The organism is Paenibacillus sp. NPDC058367 (assembly GCF_042723305.1).
GTDB lineage: Bacteria > Bacillota > Bacilli > Paenibacillales > Paenibacillaceae > Paenibacillus_AQ.
Map to the genome: position 1 here is coordinate 1,831,088 of NZ_JBHXIZ010000001.1, position 20,384 is coordinate 1,851,471.

At 45.8% G+C, this 20,384-nt stretch carries 19 protein-coding genes, 1 tRNA gene and 1 pseudogene; 8 read left to right on the plus strand and 13 right to left on the minus strand.

What is annotated here, in order from left to right:
* Nucleotides 1-31 precede the first annotated feature (31 nt).
* The 4 genes from ACFWMP_RS07880 to ACFWMP_RS07895 all read right to left on the minus strand — a co-directional run bounded on the left by ACFWMP_RS07880 (nt 32) and on the right by ACFWMP_RS07895 (nt 4,686).
* On the minus strand, nt 32-1,192 hold the full coding sequence (locus ACFWMP_RS07880) for a BMP family ABC transporter substrate-binding protein (protein ID WP_379422919.1): 1,161 nt from the start codon (nt 1,190-1,192) through the stop codon (nt 32-34).
* 242 nt (nt 1,193-1,434) lie between these two features.
* On the minus strand, nt 1,435-2,007 hold the full coding sequence (locus tag ACFWMP_RS07885) for an NTP transferase domain-containing protein (RefSeq protein WP_379422921.1): 573 nt from the start codon (nt 2,005-2,007) through the stop codon (nt 1,435-1,437).
* Nucleotides 1,949-3,073, minus strand: a complete 1,125-nt coding sequence (locus ACFWMP_RS07890; RefSeq protein WP_379422923.1) for an XdhC family protein — start codon at nt 3,071-3,073, stop codon at nt 1,949-1,951. Before ACFWMP_RS07890 ends, ACFWMP_RS07885 begins: the two co-directional genes overlap by 59 nt.
* Before the next feature lie 38 nt (nt 3,074-3,111).
* Nucleotides 3,112-4,686 (minus strand): PucR family transcriptional regulator, encoded by a 1,575-nt coding sequence (locus ACFWMP_RS07895; RefSeq protein WP_379422925.1) that lies wholly within the window; start codon nt 4,684-4,686, stop codon nt 3,112-3,114.
* Nucleotides 4,687-4,925: 239 nt separating this feature from the next.
* Here ACFWMP_RS07895 and ACFWMP_RS07900 point away from each other — a divergent pair, with 239 nt between their 5' ends.
* Together ACFWMP_RS07900 and ACFWMP_RS07905 are read left to right on the plus strand one after the other, a co-directional pair.
* Nucleotides 4,926-5,309: a RidA family protein gene (locus tag ACFWMP_RS07900; protein ID WP_042185766.1), complete on the plus strand. Its 384-nt coding sequence runs from the start codon at nt 4,926-4,928 to the stop codon at nt 5,307-5,309.
* Between the two features lie 283 nt (nt 5,310-5,592).
* Nucleotides 5,593-5,961, plus strand: a complete 369-nt coding sequence (locus tag ACFWMP_RS07905; RefSeq protein ID WP_379422927.1) for a hypothetical protein — start codon at nt 5,593-5,595, stop codon at nt 5,959-5,961.
* Between the two features lie 46 nt (nt 5,962-6,007).
* Here ACFWMP_RS07905 and ACFWMP_RS07910 read toward each other — a convergent pair whose 3' ends face one another.
* Nucleotides 6,008-7,360 carry an amidase family protein gene (locus tag ACFWMP_RS07910; RefSeq protein WP_379423557.1) on the minus strand — a complete coding sequence of 451 codons (1,353 nt, stop codon included), beginning with the start codon at nt 7,358-7,360 and terminating at the stop codon, nt 6,008-6,010.
* Nucleotides 7,361-7,492: 132 nt separating this feature from the next.
* Nucleotides 7,493-9,070: a gamma-glutamyltransferase gene (gene ggt / locus ACFWMP_RS07915; RefSeq protein WP_379422929.1), complete on the minus strand. Its 1,578-nt coding sequence runs from the start codon at nt 9,068-9,070 to the stop codon at nt 7,493-7,495.
* A gap of 248 nt (nt 9,071-9,318) precedes the next feature.
* Between ggt and chrB the strand changes: the two are divergent.
* Both chrB and chrA read left to right on the plus strand, forming a co-directional pair.
* Nucleotides 9,319-9,856: pseudogene (chrB, locus tag ACFWMP_RS07920) on the plus strand (chromate efflux transporter ChrB).
* Nucleotides 9,856-10,395 (plus strand): chromate efflux transporter ChrA, encoded by a 540-nt coding sequence (gene chrA / locus ACFWMP_RS07925; protein ID WP_379422931.1) that lies wholly within the window; start codon nt 9,856-9,858, stop codon nt 10,393-10,395. Before chrB ends, chrA begins: the two are co-directional and overlap by 1 nt.
* 5 nt (nt 10,396-10,400) lie before the next feature.
* Here the strand turns inward: chrA and ACFWMP_RS07930 are convergent, their stop codons facing one another.
* The gene (locus ACFWMP_RS07930) at nt 10,401-10,778 is read right to left on the minus strand and encodes a PH domain-containing protein (RefSeq protein WP_379422933.1); all 378 of its coding nucleotides are present in this window, start codon (nt 10,776-10,778) and stop codon (nt 10,401-10,403) included.
* 308 nt (nt 10,779-11,086) lie between these two features.
* Here ACFWMP_RS07930 and ACFWMP_RS07935 point away from each other — a divergent pair, with 308 nt between their 5' ends.
* The 3 genes from ACFWMP_RS07935 (at nt 11,087) to ACFWMP_RS07945 (ending at nt 13,713) form a co-directional block, all read left to right on the plus strand.
* The gene (locus tag ACFWMP_RS07935) at nt 11,087-11,149 is read left to right on the plus strand and encodes a cytochrome c3 family protein (protein WP_379423559.1); all 63 of its coding nucleotides are present in this window, start codon (nt 11,087-11,089) and stop codon (nt 11,147-11,149) included.
* A gap of 99 nt (nt 11,150-11,248) precedes the next feature.
* Nucleotides 11,249-13,219: an ABC-F family ATP-binding cassette domain-containing protein gene (locus tag ACFWMP_RS07940; protein ID WP_379422935.1), complete on the plus strand. Its 1,971-nt coding sequence runs from the start codon at nt 11,249-11,251 to the stop codon at nt 13,217-13,219.
* Between the two features lie 26 nt (nt 13,220-13,245).
* Complete coding sequence (locus tag ACFWMP_RS07945) at nt 13,246-13,713, plus strand: ASCH domain-containing protein (protein ID WP_379422937.1); 468 nt, start codon at nt 13,246-13,248, stop codon at nt 13,711-13,713.
* Nucleotides 13,714-13,814: 101 nt separating this feature from the next.
* Here the strand turns inward: ACFWMP_RS07945 and ACFWMP_RS07950 are convergent, their stop codons facing one another.
* The 4 genes from ACFWMP_RS07950 to ACFWMP_RS07965 form a co-directional block, all read right to left on the minus strand.
* A complete protein-coding gene (locus ACFWMP_RS07950) occupies nt 13,815-13,967 on the minus strand; it encodes a hypothetical protein (RefSeq protein WP_156113065.1) in 153 nt (50 codons plus the stop codon).
* A 168-nt stretch (nt 13,968-14,135) separates the two neighbouring features.
* The gene (locus ACFWMP_RS07955) at nt 14,136-14,753 is read right to left on the minus strand and encodes an NUDIX hydrolase (RefSeq protein WP_042185753.1); all 618 of its coding nucleotides are present in this window, start codon (nt 14,751-14,753) and stop codon (nt 14,136-14,138) included.
* Nucleotides 14,754-14,784: 31 nt separating this feature from the next.
* A complete protein-coding gene (locus ACFWMP_RS07960; protein ID WP_341127416.1) occupies nt 14,785-15,738 on the minus strand; it encodes a TRM11 family SAM-dependent methyltransferase in 954 nt (317 codons plus the stop codon).
* A 42-nt stretch (nt 15,739-15,780) separates the two neighbouring features.
* Nucleotides 15,781-16,176, minus strand: a complete 396-nt coding sequence (locus tag ACFWMP_RS07965; protein ID WP_081382709.1) for a winged helix-turn-helix transcriptional regulator — start codon at nt 16,174-16,176, stop codon at nt 15,781-15,783.
* A 290-nt stretch (nt 16,177-16,466) separates the two neighbouring features.
* On the opposite strand from ACFWMP_RS07965, the gene ACFWMP_RS07970 reads away from it, so the two are divergent.
* Complete coding sequence (locus tag ACFWMP_RS07970) at nt 16,467-17,822, plus strand: dipeptidase (protein WP_339269469.1); 1,356 nt, start codon at nt 16,467-16,469, stop codon at nt 17,820-17,822.
* A 141-nt stretch (nt 17,823-17,963) separates the two neighbouring features.
* On the opposite strand, the gene ACFWMP_RS07975 is transcribed toward ACFWMP_RS07970, so the two are convergent.
* Nucleotides 17,964-18,037, minus strand: a tRNA-Gly gene (locus ACFWMP_RS07975).
* 113 nt (nt 18,038-18,150) lie between these two features.
* Entirely contained in the window at nt 18,151-20,277 is a 2,127-nt protein-coding gene (locus ACFWMP_RS07980; RefSeq protein WP_379422941.1) for a putative bifunctional diguanylate cyclase/phosphodiesterase, read from the minus strand.
* Nucleotides 20,278-20,384 lie beyond the last annotated feature (107 nt).

Sequence of the window (20,384 nt, forward strand, 5' to 3'; positions counted from 1 at the left end):
TTGTGCACATCTTATTCCCTATTTTTAAACATTATTGCGGGATAGTTCCTTCCACACCTTTTACGAGCCAGTTCATGCCCAGCACTTCCTCCAAGGTCAGCTTCTGACCCTCCTGAACCTTCACATTCCCTTGATTATCTGAGATCGTACCTGTGAAAACCTCAAGCTCACCACTGATAATTTTGGCTTTGGCGTCTTCGATAAGCTTTTTCACATCATCTGGGATCTTGTTCCCGAAAGGAGCCAGCTCCACCATACCGTCAGCCATATCACCGGAATATTGCTCGCTCTTCCAGGTTCCATCCATAACTGCCTGCACAGCTTTTACGTAATACGGCCCCCAATTCCATACCGGGTTCGTCAAATAATTGTCCGGAGCGTATTTGCTCATGTCCGAGTCATTTCCCCCGGCAAAAGCCCCTCGTTCAGCAGCAGCCTGCAGGGTTGCAGGTGAATCCTGATAGGCCAAAAGCACATCCGCACCCTTATCCAGCAAGCTGATTGCCGCTTGACGTTCAGTCGTCGGGTCATACCATGTATTCGTCCATACCACATTCACCTTTACATCAGGATTGACACTTTGTGCTCCAAGGGTAAAAGCATTCAAGTTATAGATCACTTCGCTGATCGGAAAAGCGCCCACATAACCCAGCTGATTATTTTTGGTCATTTTCCCTGCCGCTATGCCGCTCAGATAGCTGGCCTGATAGTTTTTCCCGAAGTAGGTCCCCATGTTCTCTGCGGTTTTGTAACCCGAAGCATGCAGGAACTTCACGTTGGGAAATTTGCCCGCTACATTTAATGTAAAATCCATATATCCGAAGCTCGTTGTAAACACGATGTCGTGTGATTGCGCAAGCTCTGTGATGATTCGTTCGGCGTCAGCACTTTCAGGGACATTTTCTACAAAGTCAGCTTTAATCCCCAGCTCCTTCTCCATATACAGCCGTCCTTGATCATGTTGGTACGTGTAGCCGCCATCCCCTGGAGGTCCGATATAAACAAAAGCAACCGTCGGTTTCTTTGCAGCCGGTTCTGTTGTTGCAGTTGCCTCTGTTGCCGCTGTAGTTGTCGCTGGTGCCTCCGTTGCATTTGTAGAAGTATTATTATTGCTGCCACACCCCACCAAAGCCACCGTCATTAGAACCATTAATGCAAGACAAGATGTTATGAACTGACCCCTTTTTTTCATAATTCTCCTCCTCCAAATCATCTCTCATCATGGCTGCAACCATTAATGTACTTCTACTATACTTAGAGGTGGCCTTGGCGTAAATTTATATAACATACGTTTGTATAGGAATATAAGAATCAGAACTTTTTTTGTGTGTAATGCACTAATTGGTTTTCGGAAGGTGAGTTGCGTGTCATATTATATGACCGAAGGTGGAAAAGGAACACTATTTCAGATTACTTTCTAGACTATTCTTTACTTCACTTTCCATTTCTCAGAATCCATTGCTCCTGAATCTCACCAAAATCTTCTTTTGTATCTGCGTCCATGAAATAATGGGTAGACTCAGATTCCAGAACAATCCCCTTATAATCAGGTGAACGCAATATCCCCGCCGCTCCTCGATCTCCATCTAATCCCTGTAGTGCTGGAAACAACGTCTTCGAGAACAAAGCCGGGGGCATAACCGACCCATTGCTGACGCTAGCGACATAATCCATCTCCGGAGATTGTTCAAACGTTTGTATCAGACGGTTCACTAATGCTGTAGTAATAAATGGCTGATCCGCAAGCGCCACAACTACTGCATCGGGCTGTAAAGGCAATACCGCATTAAGGCCGCAGCGCAGTGAAAAAGACAATCCTAGATGTGCGGTTAAGCAAGTTTCGGTACGTCTGGATCCTTGCGGTTCAATCGCGGGTGGCAGCCATTCCAAGTTGTCATCCGCACGCACTACCACGATTAGCGGTTCTAGATTGCAACGATCCAATTCACTAAGCGCGACGCTCCCGAGTGAGACCTCCTGCGACAATTTCAGTGAAACCTTGGACACGCCCATCCGCCTGCTCTGCCCCGCTGCCAAATATATTCCTGCTACCTTCAATACTATCCACTCCTTTAGGCAGCTCTCGTGAGCCCACCCTTCTAATTTGAATAATTTCTGCTATAATACTGACCGCAATCTCCTCCGGACCTTCTCCTCCAATCGGCAACCCTACAGGTGCATGCAAAGATGCAGGAGCCTCAAATCCTTCCAGTAAAAGAGATATTCGCGCCTTCGAACCGATAATCCCTATATATAGAGGGGCAAGCGGAATCACACTCTCCAGGAACTGTCTATCCCGCCCAAGTTGATGACTGCAAATCAATACATAATCCTCTCGAGCTACGCCCAATCGCTGAACAACCTCCATGGGGGAACAAATTACTTGTTCAGCTCGAGGAAACTTATTGTGCAAGCTTCCTTCGCGCCAATCCGCAACCGCAACCCGAAAGCCAACTCTGTCAGCAAGTTCCGCAATTGGAACCACATCACGTCCCCCGCCAAAAATCACAAGCCGCGGTCTTGGCACGAAAGACGTATGGAATGCTGTCAATTCTGCTGGAGCGGCCATAAAGCGACCTGCCGCTAGGTTTTCTTTTGCCGAGTGGGATAATTTCGGATGTTTCTTGCTCTGCGGCAGTTCATTGTCTGGATCCAGCTCCAGCTTATAGGCAAAATCGTTCTCCACTGCTTCGCGGAACAGAATTAGCTTCTCTCCCCTAGCCAATCTGTCACTCGCCTGCACTAAAAGCTTGTAGAGCTGACCCTGCACGGGTTCAAGCACTACTTTGATTTTGCCTCCACAGCCGACAACCTCACCCCAGGACAGATCATACGGAGACAGCATGTTGTATTCCACAATTTCGGGCAGCCCTCGTTCCCAGATCTCAGAAGTTCGCAGCTGCAGATCGTTTTCCAGACAACCTGGACTCAGGCTTCCAATCGTACCTCCTTCAAAAAACAACATCACCGCTCCGGCTTTACGATACGAGTGTCCCTCCACCTCTATCAGCGTTGCCAGCACCGCAGGCGCCTGATGGGTTTGAATATGCATTGCGATCTCATGTGTATTCACGAGGTTCCCTCCTCCGTGTTTGCATTTCAATCCAGACCTTAGTCCCGCCCAAGCATTCTCCGAAACATGAAAACTAACTTCAGCCTCATTAGATCATTTATTTTTTTAAAATCGACATCCAAGAGCTCACTAAGCTTCTCGATCCGGTAGGTAGCCGTGTTCCGATGAATAAACAACTTTTTGGCTGTCTCATTGACATGCCCATCGTTCTCTAGATAAACCTCCAGCGTCCGCAGCATTTCTCGCACATACTCCGGCTCACGACTAAGCAGTCCTCTAAGCGTTCCGTTGCAATATTTCTCCATGACCTCTGTCGGGATTTGCCCAAGAAGCAAGGAAAGCTCAAGCTGCCGATAATGCACAACATTCCCATGCACTCCCTCAAACTGAAGCATCCCCATACATTCCTTCACCTCCGCAAAAGCCTCCTTCAGCCCATCCGGCTTCAATTTACAACTACTTATCGCAGCTCGTGGATAATACCCCTTGTCAAACTTCAGGTTGTCAAAACAAGCCTGGATTACATCACGAAATTGCTCAGGACTCTGAAGAGCTGCCGGATAGATGGACAATAATCCTTGGTCTACAATCACATGAATGGCCTTTAAATCCCGCAGTACGGGGTGTTCAGTGTATTCTTCTTTTAATCTAAGCAGCTCACTTTGGCGTTCTTCACTCGTCGTAGCAATATCGGTTAATAAGAGACAGAATGGCGATTGAAGCAGCTCTATCTCCAGCTTTACAGCAGACTGTACTAAATCGGAGTAAGATAAGTTACCATTTAGACAACGTCTCAGCAATCCACTGAACTCCCTATGTTCTGCCTGTTCAAAATAATCCTCGTATCCTGAGTGAATATGATATGAAATAAGTTCAGCACCCTGAACGAACAAGCTCTCTTCCACCGGGAGCAATAAAGGGTCGATGGAACAATACAATAAATATCCCGAGCACTTTTCTCCTTGTATTAGTGGAGTGCGATAACCTGTACGATCTTCTACACGAAAACGTTGATTACGATTCTGCCAGGGCCACCCCTCCAGAAGCTGTGAGGTCTGATATTCAGAATTGTTATAGATTACATCCCCGCGTGCGCTAACCACCACAAGTGAATGGCCAATCACTTCAGACACCGAGTCAAACAGTGGACGGCTGCGGACAGATCGCAGGGCAAATTGCATCAGCTTTTTCTGCTTCTCCATTATGCTCTGTAAAACATGAGTGCTCCGGCTAAGCTCGGCGCGAAACAGGCCATTCATCTGATCCGAAAAAGTGAACTGGAACGGCAACTGGATTAAGGGGAAGTTAAGGCTCTCCGCTTCTGCGATTAGCTGCTTCGGTACTTCATCCCAAAATCGTCCCAGCTTAATACCCAAGGCCGATGAGCCCCTTCGATTCAGCGTCTGCAGCAAAGCAGAGGCATCCTCCAGATTGTCCTTGATTAAATAGGCTGTCGTTAGCAGCATCTCGCCTTCTTTGATCCAATCCGAAATATCAGGTGCGTCCATCACATTAATCGATTTCACAATTCGATGTTTCCCCTTGGACCCCGCGATAAGCTTCGCCTCGGACAAAGGATAAATGGACAACGCTTCTTCAACCGTAAGATGCATGCCATCCCTCCTTTTTAGGATCAATTGAACTATTTCTAATTCATAATGTTATTTTATGTAACATTATAATTAAAATGAACCTCCTTGGATAGAGTGAAATTAAAATTTAATGGTTTTTATGTTAGTTAATATAACATTAAATGAACATAACTGATTAATCATTAATCTTTAGTTCACATCACTTGTGTGAGTAGTATAATTAGATCGGACAATATTAGGATGGATTTGGAGGGGATCTTTTGAGTAAAAAGCAAGTGTTTACGGGTTCACCCTGGGAGTCGGTGGTTGGATATTCTCGCGCCATCCGAATCGGCAATCGTATCGAAGTCGCAGGAACAACAGCCATGCAAGACGGAGAAATAGTCGGTGTAGGAGATCCATACGCGCAGACGAAATTCATTCTACATACCATCGAAAAAGCGCTAAACCAGCTAGATGCTGATTTGTCGCATGTAATTAGAACAAGAATGTTCGTGACAGACATCTCACGCTGGGAAGAAGTCGGCAAAGCACACGGCGAATTTTTCAAAGATATTCAGCCTGTAGCAACCATGGTAGAGGTAAAAGCGCTTATTGATCCACTATTGTTAGTAGAAATAGAAGTCGAAGCATTCGTAGAATAGAGCTCGGACGGGGCACGGGGCATGGCACCTTCTTCACGGAAGGTGCTTTGTTTGCGTGTTCAGATGAAACGCGAGTGTGTCGTGGCTGACCTTTGTGGTGTGGGGCATTTATACCCCTTCTTCCGGTAATATCGCCAGTATTCTTGGATTCTGGGGGATTTATCCCCCTCTTTTCGGCTATATGACCGGAATCACTGGATTCTAGGGTATTTATCCCCCTCTTTCCTGTAATATGGCCGGAATTACAGGATTCTAGGGTATTTTTGCCCTTCTTCCCCGCAATATGAGCCAATTTCGCGCATTCTACGGGATTTATACCGTTCTTTTCAGCTATATGAGCCAATTTCGTGCATTCTACGGGATTTATACCGTTATTTTCAGCTATACGGGCCAATTTCGCGCATTCTACGGGATTTATACCGTTCTTTTCAGCTATACGGGCCAATTTCGCGCATTCTACGGGATTTATACCGTTCTTTTCAGCTATACGGGCCAATTTCGCGCATTCTACGGGATTTATACCGTTCTTTTTCTTCGCATGGAGGTGTTTACTGAAACGCTGGTCTTAAGCCAACTTTTGAGCACTGAATTTATCTTTTACTCTAACACACCATTATTGAACCTACTTCATCACATTGAGATCATTTTTTAAAAACCAATTTCACCTATCATCTCAAAACCCATCAAGTCCCGTCATCTCACGACCGCCGCCAAACCTCCTTCACCCATGAGAGTAACCGAAGATCCTGACCATGTCCGGCGATAACCGACAATCCCAGCGGCAGTCCATTTGTAGAGAGCATAGGTAATGTTACTTGAGGCAGGCCTGCCAATCCAGCTATACAACTCAACATCATCGCCCCACTACGGTTCTCCTCCAATTGACGCAACCCCCCACCACGCAGTGGAGCAGGACCAGGTACTGTCGGAATCACAAGACAATTATCTTCTCCCAGCAGTTGGCGCAATTGAGTAGAAATCTCCGCTCGTTTATTCAGAGCGATACTGTGGTCCTTGCCAGCTAAGTTAGCAGCCCAAGAGAACCGGGCTGCAATATCTGGCCCAAAGAATGGTTTTACCTTCTCAATCCAGGCGCAATGGGTTGTCCAGATTTCACTACCCTGTAACTCTCGAAAAACATCCATCCAGACCTTCAATCCTCCTGGAGCTATTTCTGTCTCGAAGAAATGATCAGCACCAGTCCTCAAACGGTTCAATCCATTCGCTAGAACACTCCCATCCTTTGGATCGGCCAAATTCCAACAGTCCGTAGCGACAAATAAAGTCCCCATTTTCTTTTGTAAATCATCCTCTTTATCCTTTCTCGAATTATATTCCACATTATTTCCTTTGCTCTTTGATATCTGATCCTCTATGTTCTTTTGTATATTATTCTCCAATTCTTCCTCTTCATTTTTTTCCCCACCGTTCTCTATATTCAATTCTAAATTTCCATCTATGCTCATCGTTACTTTTTCATACATGCGCCCAATTCCAAGTAAAACCTCCCCCACTTTCTGGAGCACATCCATACGATCAGCGATCCAGCCTACTGTATCAAATTGCGGTGATAACGGGATCACACCTTCCATATTCACAGCACCATACGTCGGGCGAAAGCCATATACTCCGCAATAGGCGGAAGGGACTCGAATAGAACCACCTGTATCTGTTCCGAGCGCAAAATCAACACTACCTGAAGCTACCGCTACTGCCGATCCACTAGAAGAACCACCCGGGATACAACCTGCGGCACGGGGATTTATGGGCGTTCCATAATGATGGTTCTCACCACCCAGACTGTACATCAGCTCATCCGTATGAGTCGCTCCTCGAAGCGTCGCTCCCGATTGGAGCAGCTGGCGTACTACTGCCGCATGTTCTGTAGACGGATTGTGGCTCCGCAGCCAATCTGGATTACCAGCAGAAGAACTGTGCCCTGCTACCGCATACACATCTTTCACCGCAAAGGTCATTCCGTCCAATATCCCATTCCCTAAACGTCCGACTGTTAGCTCAGAATCTATGAACGCGCCATACCGATTATCCAGAACCATTTCTCCTTCCTCCCCCCTCAGCATTCCTTGATTTTCCCATTTGCCATTCCGAGAATCCTCTCACGATATCCTTCCTACCAAATAACGGAAGGAGCAAATTGGGGGATTCGGACAGAGCACCTCACCCTACCAACCTATCGCCGCGCCATCGCAGCGCGGGTCTGTCCCCCCACTACGATATCCATTGTCATCTATGGATATCGCGTGAGCATGACCCACGCTCCCGTCATATGCTTCCACTTTCCGGACAATATGACCGGCTCCCGCCAAATCTGCCAGCACCTCATCCGCTACCCGTCCCTCTACCTTCAGCTCCTGCGTAGGCTCCCCCCACGTCCTCCCCCATACAAAACGTGGTTCACTTACAGACGTTTGCGGATTCATCCCATAATGCAGCATCCTTGTAAGTAGCAACGTTTGAGTCTGCGGCTGACCTTCACCACCTTGCGTACCATATAGAATCGCAGGTTTGCCCTCGCGGCAGGCCATGGCTGGCATCAGTGTGTGGAAGCTGCGCTTATGCGGTTCAAGCGTATTGATATGGTTCGGATCAAGCGAGAAAAACGAACCCCGATTCTGAAGCAGAATTCCTGTATTCCCAGCAACCACTCCTGAGCCAAACTCAAAATACAGACTCTGAATAAAGGAAACCGCATTTCCCTCCTCATCCACCACCGCAGCATATGCAGTATCACTACCAATAGGCTGACTGGTCAGCTGTGCCGCTTTTTGCATCGAGATCGTAGAGGCTAGTTGCCCTGCATAGTTCTTATTCAGCAACTGCACCAAAGGAATAGCACTAAAATCCGGATCTGTAAGCACTCTATCCCGATCGCGAAAGCTCAGCTTCAGCGCTTCAACAAGCAGGTGGTAATATTCATAAGAGCCATGCTCGATTTCTCCGAAATTAAAATACTCCAATATATTAAGACTCATCAGCCCCGTAAACCCTTGAGAATTTGGCGGCACTTGATACACCCTATGCCCATGATATTCCGCATGAATCGGCTCGACCCAATCCCCCTGATGATCCGCAAAATCATCCCGTGTGAGATAGCCCCCAGCTGCCAGCATATAATCACAAATATCTTCAGCAATCTTCCCCTTATAAAAAGCATCCCGTCCACCCGCAGCCAACGTCCTCAGGGTTGTCGCCAGTTGTGTCTGCTGAAATCTCGATCCAGCAGACACAGCCACTCCACCCGGCATATAAATCGCGGACGCCTCCGCCGACAACGCCGTTCCAGCAAACAGCGTATTATTCCGCTGGTCTGGCGACAGCGGAAACCCACTCTGAGCATAGCCGATGGCTGGCTCCAGCACCTCTGCCAGCGTTAAGCGGCCATACTTGCTGAGCATGGCGTCCCAGCTATCCACCATCCCCGGTACGGTGATGGCACTGCGGATCCCCCGCCTCGAAATAGCTCCCTCACCGGCATAGCAACTTCTGCGAACTCCGTAACCCGACCGTCCACTTCCGTTATACGCCCGGACACGCGCCTCTTCTGTGCTATAGGTCAACCAGAACGAATCCCCACCAAGCCCCGTCATATGTGGGTAGACTACAGCGAGCGTCGCACTAACCGCCACCGCCGCATCAAAGGCATTTCCCCCTTTTTCCAAAATGCGCGCACCCGCAGCCGAAGCTAAATAATGAGGGCTGACGACCATTGTTTTTGTGCCTATTACAGGTTTCTCCGCCATGTTCCCCATCTCCCTATTAACTTCTCACTTAATTAATGTCATTTAACATTACATAAAAATCCCTTGTCAATCGGTTACGCCAAACCTCAAAATAACCATCCTCTTTTTGTGATTCATGCACAAACATTAGCTAATTTCTAGTCAACCTCGTAGCTTCACACATATGATTTGTATAGAATGGGCTCTAAACACAAGGGGGGTCTCACGTGATATCCATCCATAAAGACTATGTACAATTAGCTATCGCCATGTTCAGAACTGGGATTGTCGGCTATGGCGGAGGGCCTTCCGTGATTCCATTAATCCGGCATGATGCGGTAACTCGCTACACTTGGCTAAGCGATGATGAATTCGGGGAGACATTGGCGATTGCCAACGCGCTACCGGGACCTATTGCTACCAAAATGGCGGCTTATCTTGGATATAAACTTCGAGGAGTTAGGGGGGGCGATACTGTCAGTTCTGGCACATATTTTACCTAGCTGCCTGGCTATGATCATACTGTTATCAGCTGTAAATTATTTAAGTAGCTCAAAAGTAGTAGCTGGAATGATCGCGGGGGTATCTCCTGTCATTGCTGTCATGTTAGGAATAATGGCATATGAGTTTGCGCAAAAAGCCTATAAAGGGCTAGGAAAATATCTCAGCGCTGTCTTCATCCTTCTAGCCTTACTTCTGCTACAAATAATTCACATACATCCAGCTCTCGTAATCGTACTTTTTCTAGGTTACGGAGCCGTTCATTACCGGATCATCGCGAAGCAACAACAAGGAGGATCAAATTGATGGACTGGTTAGAGCTCATATACGGATTTTTCATGGCGAATTTGCTTGGATACGGCGGTGGTCCTTCCTCTATTCCATTGATGTATCAAGAAATCGTTCCCCATTACGGCTGGCTGACCGATGAACAGTTTTCTAACATGCTTGCACTTGGCAATGCACTGCCTGGCCCAATTGCTACCAAAATCGCAGCTTACGTCGGCTATGATGTCTACGGCTGGTTAGGACTCATCATAGCTTTGTTAGCAACCGTCTTGCCCTCCGCAGTAGCGCTTATTATCCTGTTAGAGATCATGCAAAAATACAAGCAATCCCCCGTAGTGAAAGGGATGACATTGCTTGTCCAACCCGTTATAGCAGTTATGATGGCTGTACTCACTTGGACAATGGCCAAAGGTCCTGCGGACTCCATCGGAATCTGGCAAACACTGCTCATTGCCGCAATCGCATTTTGGGCCATCAAGCGGCTTAAGCTGCATCCTGCCTTAGTCATCTTAGCCGCTTTTGCCTATGGTGGTTTGGTACTCCGCTACACGGTCTAACTAAACTATTTTAAAATATATTGTGACAATACCGCCTGTACCTCATAAATATTCACGGATTTATTAAAGGTCTTCTTGAGTGGCAAAGTGCTGCTGGAAATATAGATACATAGCTCCGCATCCAGATCAAAGTGCCCTGCCGTCTCCACGGAATAATGCGAGATGCTTTTGTATGGGATGGAATGATAGTCCGTCTTTTTCCCCGTCAGTCCCTGTTTATCCACTAGAATCAGTCGTTTGTCTGTAAAAATAAACATATCTCTAATCAGCTTGTAGGCTCGTTCAATTTTCTCTTGAGGGGCAAGGATTTGTGCATATTCCCGCTGTACCTCCGCTAGATTTACTTGTGATGCATTACCCATCAATCCGTCAAAAAGTGCCATATAACTTCCCCTTTTCATCTGTTATTTTTTAGTGGCACATCTCCCCACACATAGAACCATATTATTCATCGATTCATATTCTATGCAGTGTAAAACTTCGCTTTGCCATCTTTTTACTTGCTAAATTTCCGATTATTGTTTACACTGTCATTAAATTTGTTAAGAAAGGGGTGTGGAAGGAATGGATCACAACTGGACCAACAGTGTTATGAGTCGGCTACCTAAAGCGATAGCTGGCATTGCTCATGTAAATGGCGATAACGGGAGAAGTCTGTCCATTTCCATGAATTTAATAACACTACACAATTGTGAAATGCCTTTCCTGCCATCACCCGGACGGATCAGTTAACCGGAGAATGATAAGGCCGTAGGGAAATTTCCCTACGGTCTTTTTTTATGGTTTTTTACAGAATTCCAGTTTCGATTTAGGGTTCTGGCGGTGCAAAGGGCATTCTTAAAGGAGAATATATATGATTATTCAATGCCAAAATGTTCAAAAATACCACGGTGCACAACTCGTACTAAATAGCATCACCTTCGATATCCGCCAAGGAGAAAAAATCGGTCTAATCGGCCGCAATGGCTGCGGTAAAACTACACTTTTCCACTTACTGAATGGCGAAGAGCGCCCCGATCAAGGGCAAATCTCAATTCGCAAAGGTAGTGTAGTAGGAATGCTGGCTCAAATTCAAGAGGTTAACGAAAAAGAAACCGTATATGAAGTTCTACAGCGTAGCTTTGCTGAACCTTTGCAATGGCAACAACGCCTGCGAGAGCTGGAGCTTGAAATGTCCACCTTCAATACCGGAACGGATGAAACGCTATGGAATCGGCTGCTGAAAGAATATGGTAGCCTTCAGGATAAATTTGAGACCGCAGGAGGCTACGAAATTGAATCCACCATTCAGCGAGTTGCCATTGGTCTAGGAATCGGAACTGGGCAATATAACCGACTCTTCTCCTCTCTTTCTGGCGGCGAGAAAACTAAAGTCGGACTCGCAGAACTCCTGCTGCGTAGACCTGATGTACTTCTACTCGATGAGCCAACCAATCATCTAGACATGAACGCCATTGAGTGGTTAGAGCAGTACTTACAGAGCTATGACGGTACAGTGCTAGCCATTTCCCATGATCGTTACTTCCTCGACGCTGTAGTCAAAAAAGTGATCGAGATTGAGGATGGCGAGGCTTTTACCTTCCATACCAACTACAGCGGCTATCAAATAGAGAAGGAAACACATCTACTTCAACAATTTGCTGATTATCAAGAACAACAGAAAAAAATAAAGCAAATGCAGGAGAGCATCAAACGCCTCATCGAATTTGGGAATCGGGGAACTCCCCCAAACCCTGCCTTTTACCGGCGTGCAGCTTCCATGCAAAAAGCACTGGATCGTATGGTAAAGGTTAAACGTCCTATTCTAGAGCGCAAATCGATGGATTTGCAGCTACAGCAAAATGATCGCTCCGGGAATCAAGTCGTCATACTGGAGGATATCGGTAAGGCATATGGAGAGCGAAGCCTGTTTACAGACGCAAACGAAGTTCTTCGCTACGGAGAAACTACGGCACTTATCGGTGGTAACGGGGCAGGGAAAAGTACACTTTTAAGAATTATATTAGGTCAGGAGACGCCAGACACCGGAAGCTGCACGCTTGGTTCAAGAACCGTTGTTGGTTATCTCGCGCAAGAGGCTGTCCCTGACAATAACAAACAATCCGTACTCCGCTACTTCCGTGAAGAGGCCGGACTAGAAGAAGGTGAAGCGCGCGGGCAGCTCGCACGTTTCCTATTCTACGGTGCCGATGTATTCAAAGACATCACGAATCTATCCGGAGGGGAATGGACCCGCCTGCGCTTCGCTGTGTTGATGCATCGTAAACCAAACCTGTTAATTCTGGATGAACCAACGAACCATCTAGACATTGACTCCCGGGAAGCGCTAGAGGAAGCATTAGAAGAATTCCCAGGTACAGTGCTGGCCGTTTCACATGACCGCTATTTCATTAATCGTCTGTTCCATAAGCTCTGGTCCATTGAAAGTGGACGATTTGGAGTTTTCAACGGCAACTATGAGTATTACAAGGAGAAGCAAGCTGAACAGGCGTTAGCAGCACCAGTCTCTATTCCTGATCAGCCTAAGCCTTTCTCTTCAGATGGAACCACTGCACGCTCCGGTAAGCCTCAATCTAACCGTTCCGTGAATGTTAATGTCACTACGGCTAACTCGTCCAGTTCCCGCAAGAAGAGTATCCACTTTGATTGGGAAAAGGCTATTGCCGAAGTTGAGGATCAGCTTGGGGAAATCGATGCCAAAATGCTAGATCCACTGATCAGTAGCAATGCGGCAGAGCTCGCCGAGCTACAGAAAGAACGCGATGCAGTGCAAGAGCAACTAGATGAGCTCTATGCGGGCTGGATGGAAACTGCGGGACACTAACGATTATTAAATGAGGAGATACGGATATGAGCAACGAAACGAAGATTAAGCTTTTTTGGGAAGAATACACCCAGCTTCATCCACAAGCAGCGGATAACTACGAGGCTTGGGCCTTTGGCGACAGTCCTCAAATGGCCGATGAACTGCTAGATCTGGTGATCCGCAGGATTAAGACAGGAACCGCTTCGAACTATGAAATTTATGCAGTCTGTGACGAGACCTTACCAGAAATTGGACGACATAGTATCCTGCTGGACGGCCGTGGTAATCCGCAAGCAGTGATCGTTACGACAGATGTGCAAATTACACCTTTTGATGAGGTAGGCGCTGACTTTGCCTATAGCGAAGGCGAGGATGACAGAACGTTAGAGTCGTGGCGCCATGAGCATGAGAAGTTCTTCTCCAGAGAATCCTTAGCGTTCTTGAAGAAGCCTTTTGATCCAAAGATGAAGGTAGTTTGCGAGAACTTTAGACTGTTATATTCGAAATCTTGAGAAACACAGGAAACTAAAAAGGCGGCCTCTTCAGTTACGAAGAGACCGCCTTTGATGTATACTATACAACTAATAGAGTTAGATAATTATTAAAATACGGCTCAGCGCCAAAACCCCAGAATCCAGCCAATCACAGAGATCCATAACGGAATGCTGATTAAGATACCCCAAACCAGCCCAGTGGCAATATTGCCCTCTGCAGGACGCACCACATTTTCCTGTTTCAATGGAATGCTCAACTCTTCTTGTTCCATGCGATCCCCTCCTAAAATTCTTATCGTCACAGTAGAGGAAAAAATGTAGACCGCTCGACCTAAAAGCTTAGAATACCAACATTGTAAGTGCTTACATAATAATTATTACCCATCATTTACATCATTAAAAACATCACTTTACGGAAGTCATACATAATATGCAAATTCTTAGTCCAATATTACTACTTTTTCTGGATTTCGTAAATATTCAAACATCGTTTCAATCTGCTCACTTGTATTCCTCTCTAATGAGAGCTCAGGCAGTTCATCTTCAGCAAAAAAGGATACTTCACTCGTCTCCACCCCTTGCAGCGCCTCGCCGCCTACAATTCTGCACAAAATAAAAAACTTATACACGTGATACGGCTCCGGAGGATGGTTATGAAATTTCTTATCTAAAACAGCCAGCAAGCGAATTGCTTCTGTCTCAAATCCTGATTCTTCTTGAATTTCCTTAACAACGACTTCACTCGGTGACAGACCGATATCTCCCCAGCCCCCGGGAAGCGCCCACTTTCCATCCAATTTCTCGCGGACAAGCAGGATTCTGTCATCCTGAAAAACAACCCCACGGATATCCACTTTCGGCGTAGAATAGCCACCCTCACTAGCAAAGGAGAGTCTTATTCTCTCCTTGCTTTCGAACGTATAATTAGCGAGGATATCTACACTTAGCTCCCGCAAAGCTTGATACCGTTCTATATCATAGACATCTTTAGCGTAAGTTAGTCCAGTCTGTGCGATGGCCTGTATTTCTTTAGCCCAGGTTAACCATTTCTGCTCCATTGCTGCACCCCTTTAAATAACTTGATTAGGATTACTGGCAAAGCATTAAATGACGGGAGAACAAACCTTTTTTAGCTTCACAGCGGTCTATAATCGTAAATCCAGCCTCCGTGATCATCTCATCCATCGGTTCAATCGCAACGATAACTACCCGATCTGCAATCCGGCGCGCATTCACTAGAATCGCAAACTGTTCCTCAGGTGTAATACTAGAATATAGATTATAAGGCATATCTACAATAGCTACATCGTAATGTTCTGTGATGTCAGCAATATCTCCAAGCGTAACCTCACTTGTGAATCCAAAATGGGCAATATTCGTTCTGGCACCGATCGCGATTTGAGGGTTAATGTCACGTCCAACCATATTGATTCCCATCGAGAGGGCTTCTACCATTACTGTTCCGATGCCGCAGCAAGGATCGATAGCTCGTACACCTTCCGGATTCGGAACGGCTATATTGACCGCAGCTCGGGCTACACGTGTGCTAAGCGCGATAGAGTAGCTACGCGGCTTTTTCATTTGACGGAACCAGGTGGCCTTGTTCTTATGATAAGCTCCAAAGTACCAGCGACCGCCCAGCGTAACAATGCCGTATACCAGCTCTGGATGGTTTACATCCGCTTCCCCTTCAATCCGCAGCCCAATTTCTCGCTCGATCACTCTTCGCTCATCATATTCTATTTTGTCCGCAGGGGACAGATCATTGGTCTTCACAAAAATAACCTTAAATGTCTTACCGCCAAGCTCCACCTGCTCCGTTTGATCATAAATCTCAGGCAAGCTATCTCCTTCGTACATAACATCAATTCGTTCTTTTATGAAGGGACTGCGGCTGACATCCACCTCTACCTCACTCTTAAAGATTGAAGAAGGTACTTCCTCTCCAAAAAGACAACGAAGCTCCATCTGACATAGTGATAACTCGTCCTCTGAACAGGTGTAAGTATATAAAAATGTGTTTTTTTCACTTTTCTTTTGCAAAATAATCCATCCTCTATCCCAGTAAATTGTACACCTAGCTTGCTACTCCAACATTTCGTGCTGACGATCATACCCTATACGCGCTTTGGCGATTTCAGCGTTGTTTCTATTGACCCATTCCACTAGGGAAGTTAAAGGATCCAGCAAGGACTCTCCTAAACTTGTCAGACCATATTCAACAGTCAAAGGTACCGTAGGCGTAACTTTACGCCAAACTATACCATCTCGTTCTAAATGACGCAGGGTTTGGGTCAGCATCCGTTGTGATATACCACCAGAACGCCGCTGAAGTTCTTTAAACCGCAATGCTTCTGCACCCAAATTGACAATGATGAGCACACTCCATTTGTCCCCAACCCTGTCGAGAATCTGGCGGGTGATGGAGCAATCCTCTAGCGTCGGCATTAGCCGAATGGGTTCGTCCATTGAATGTTCCAAAGTGGTTACCTCCATAGGAACTCAAGCATGTAATAGTGCCTTCTTGTCCCTTAAGTTTAATCAGCTTATCATGGTTACTGTTAGTAATCAACAACCGGAAAGGAACTATTAATTGCGAAAAAAAGCTCCGGTCACGAGGATCAGATAAGACGTCTTTCTAATCGCTTTTGATCCATAGTGAGTTCTCCAGTATAATGATTCCTATAGAATGCTAAACAAGACGGTCACACATGACGATTAAGCTCATAGCCGGTTTTGCGCAGCAAAACTTAAGGAGGTACATACACACTATGTCATATGAAACGTATTTTTCAACACACCGGGATGAACATCTCGAAGAACTAAAACAATGGCTCAAGATTCCAAGTATTTCTGCCTTGTCTGAGCATAAGGACGATGTACTAGCTGCAGCCCATTGGCTGACAGACACACTAAAGAAAGCTGGACTTGAGAACATTGAACTTCATCCGACAGCGGGACATCCCGTCATATATGCTGACTATCTTCATGCTCCAGGTAAGCCAACCATTCTTGTATACGGCCACTACGACGTGCAGCCAGTAGATCCGCTAAACCTGTGGACTACACCTCCGTTTGAACCAGAGATCCGTGACGGCAAGCTGTATGCACGTGGAGCAACGGATGACAAAGGACAAGTATTCATTCACCTCAAAGCGATTGAAGCAATCCTGAAACAAGAAGGTACTCTTCCTGTTAACATCAAGCTCTGTATCGAAGGTGAAGAAGAAATCGGCAGCGCAAATCTCCCTCCATTCCTGGAAGCTAACAAAGAAAAGCTGGCTGCGGATGCGGTGCTAGTCTCCGATACTTCCCTGCTGGAACGTGGTCGCCCTGCAATTTGCACAGGACTACGTGGCCTAGGATCACTTGAAGTGAGCGTAACTACAGCTCTTACAGACCTGCACTCCGGCTCTTACGGTGGTGGTGTTCCGAATGCACTGCACGCTCTCGTGTCCCTGCTCAGCTCCCTTCATGACGACAAAGGTCGTGTTTCTGTAGAAGGCTTCTATGATGGTGTACCTGAACTTTCTCCAATGCTACGTGAGGAATTCGTGAAGCAAGGCGTGAATGAAGATAAGATTCGCGAAGGACTTGGACTTGATGCGTTATACGGCGAAGAAGGTTATTCTTTTGTAGAACGTATTGGTGCTCGCCCTACACTTGAACTTAACGGTGTGTATGGCGGCTTCCAAGGCGAAGGAAGCAAGACAGTTATTCCAAAAGAAGCACATGCCAAGATTACTTGCCGTCTCGTTGGCGATCAGGATCCACAGCATGTTCTTGATGCCGTTGAAGCGCATCTTAAGGCTAATATTCAAACCGGAGCGAAAGTGCATGTGACGCAAATGGAGAAGGCGCGTGCCTTTAACATCGATCCATCGAACCCTATACTGCAAACTGCCGCAGACGCTTACGGCAAAGTATACGGTACCCGTGCCCTCTTCACCAAAGACGGTGGCTCCATTCCGATCATGGAAAGCTTCTCCCGTGTACTTGAAGCACCCGTGGTCCTGATGGGCTTTGGCCTTGATGATGAGAACCTGCATGCACCGGATGAGCATTTCAACCTGGAGAACTTTGATAAGGGACTGCTCACCATTGTTGAGTTCTTGAAGACTGTTTAAGAGAATCAGGTAGTATAACAAAGCCAGACTCCTCTTCATTGAGGAGCCTGGCTTTTTGATATCTAAGAATAGTTCATAACAAAACCATCAACCAAAACATAAAAAAATCCTTGCATCGCAAGGATTTGGAAGTTTAAATTATGGAGCGGGTGATGGGAATCGAACCCACGCTATCAGCTTGGAAGGCTGAAGTTCTACCATTGAACTACACCCGCATTGGAAAGTGAGTACAAGAGATATTGTATCACCCCCATAAATAAAAATCAACATTTTTTTATGCGAAATATAAGACATAGAGTATGGTGTGAAACTTATACTTTCTTATATTTTACAAGGAAGCGCCGAGGGGAGCCTTTTTCAAAAATGAGGTCTCAAATTCAGCTGCTTGAATAGGTTTACTGAACAAAAACCCTTGAGCTTCATGGCAATGCTGCTCACGCAAAAACTGCAGCTGCTCCTTGTTTTCCACCCCTTCTGCGGTAACCTTGAGCTTCAAATGATGCGCCATAGAAGTAATCGTGGAGACTATTGCTGCATTATTACTGTCCTCCATAACCTCGGAGACAAACGATCTGTCAATCTTTAGCCTGTCGATCGGCATATCCTTCAAATAGTGCAATGAGCTATAACCTGTACCAAAATCATCGATGCTAATGAACACACCTAGCTCTTTCAAGCGCTTCAGCTGATCAAAAGCCGTTTCTTTATCCAAGGTCATACTCTCTGTAATTTCAAGATCTACATAACATGGATCCAAACCAATATCGGTCAGAATGGTATGAATTTTACCAGCCAGGTTCGGCTGAAGGAATTGACGCATAGATAAGTTGATAGAGACGCATATCGGCTGGTAGCCTGCTAGCTGCCATTGTTTATTTTGCTGGCACGCCGTCTTCAGTACCCATTCCCCAATTGGAACAATTAGCCCGCTATCCTCAGCTAATGGAATAAACTCATTAGGTGAGACAATACCACGCTTAGGATGATTCCAGCGCAATAAAGCTTCCATACCTACAATCTCTTCTGTCTCCAGCTGCACCTTTGGCTGATATAAGAGATAGAACTCATCACGCTCAAGCGCTCTTCGAAGGTCATTTTCCAGCTTCAGGCGTTCCTTTGCCTTCATCTGCATGGCTGGGATATAACGACGAATTTCCACACCCTGTTCCTTCGCATTATGAACAGCAGTATCCGCATTTTGAATGAGATGTTCAGCAGTTTCCCCGTCACCGGGATAAATACTCATCCCCAAGCTGAGTGAGATATGGTACTCGCCAGATTCTATGTTAACGGGGGCTTCAAATAATCTGAGCAACTCTGTAGCTCGTGCCAAGCATTCTCCAAGACTTGCTCTTTCTGTCATTAGAAAAGCAAACTCATCCGCTCCCATACTATACAGCTCTTCACTGGATCTAGCCTCATTACTGAGACGCTCAGACACCAATTTCAATAAAAGGTCTCCGGCATAATGACCCAGAGAGTCATTTATATTCTTAAAATGATTAATATTCATAATAGCCAAAGCTGAGAATTGATCATTTGTGTCCGTCTCTCCAGCATCAATCATTTCTTCTACACGCTGTGTCAGCCGACGTCTATTAGGAAGTCCTGTTAAATCATCATGATACGCCAAATAATTGATCCGTTCTTCGGCCAACTGTTTCTCGTAAAATGGCTCTTCAATTGTCAGGCGATACACGCCGGTAAGCAACTGGTAATAAGCAATTCCGCTACATAACATTCCAAAGAGATCATCAATATTTCCGCCACTTATGGGAGTCATAAAAAAAGCCTGGCCTAGCGAGAAAAAGATAAGTGCCCGAATAATAACAAGCAGCGAGGCTGACTTTTCATTATTCCCAGGAAATACGATGGCAGCAACACCTGCTAAATAAACAAAAAGTACTGCCAGATCAACGAATTGTTTAAGTGTACTCATCCAAGGCTTAGTAAATAACTCAGGCACTGCTGAGTGGATAAATACAAATAATGCGATGAAGAGCACGATCAACATGAAGGCGATTCTGAATACATTTCTTTTTTCGGTAACGGTCACTGGTTTATCTTCTCTACTAAAAATAAACAATATGCCCAGGCCGCTGGATAGTCGTGAAAAGGTAAGCAGCCACCTTGATTCCTCAGGGGTTATAAACGATGAAATCAATGGAAATGCTACAAAGCCGAGTGTATGCAAGAAATCAATAATACATATTCCACCAAAAAGAGCTGCGACATATAATCTTCCTTTAGATAATCTGCTAGAGAAGAACAACCAGCCCTGTGCAAATATCGCAAATCCAAAAGCAACAGTACAACAGCCGACAATGAGATAGAGTGCAGAAATAATATCCCAATTGTCCAATCGGTTTAACGATGTATGGAAAATTTGAATGAATAGGAACAGTAAGGCTCCTACAATAGCCGCTTGAATTGTCTTTTTCTCTTCTTGTCTCATAGATCCCTCGCGTCTGAAAATGATGTCGATTATTAAGCAACTATGTATAGTCTTGTCCTATGTATAAATATCGGCTAGATCGGTCTTTAAAGTTACATTTCTTTTGT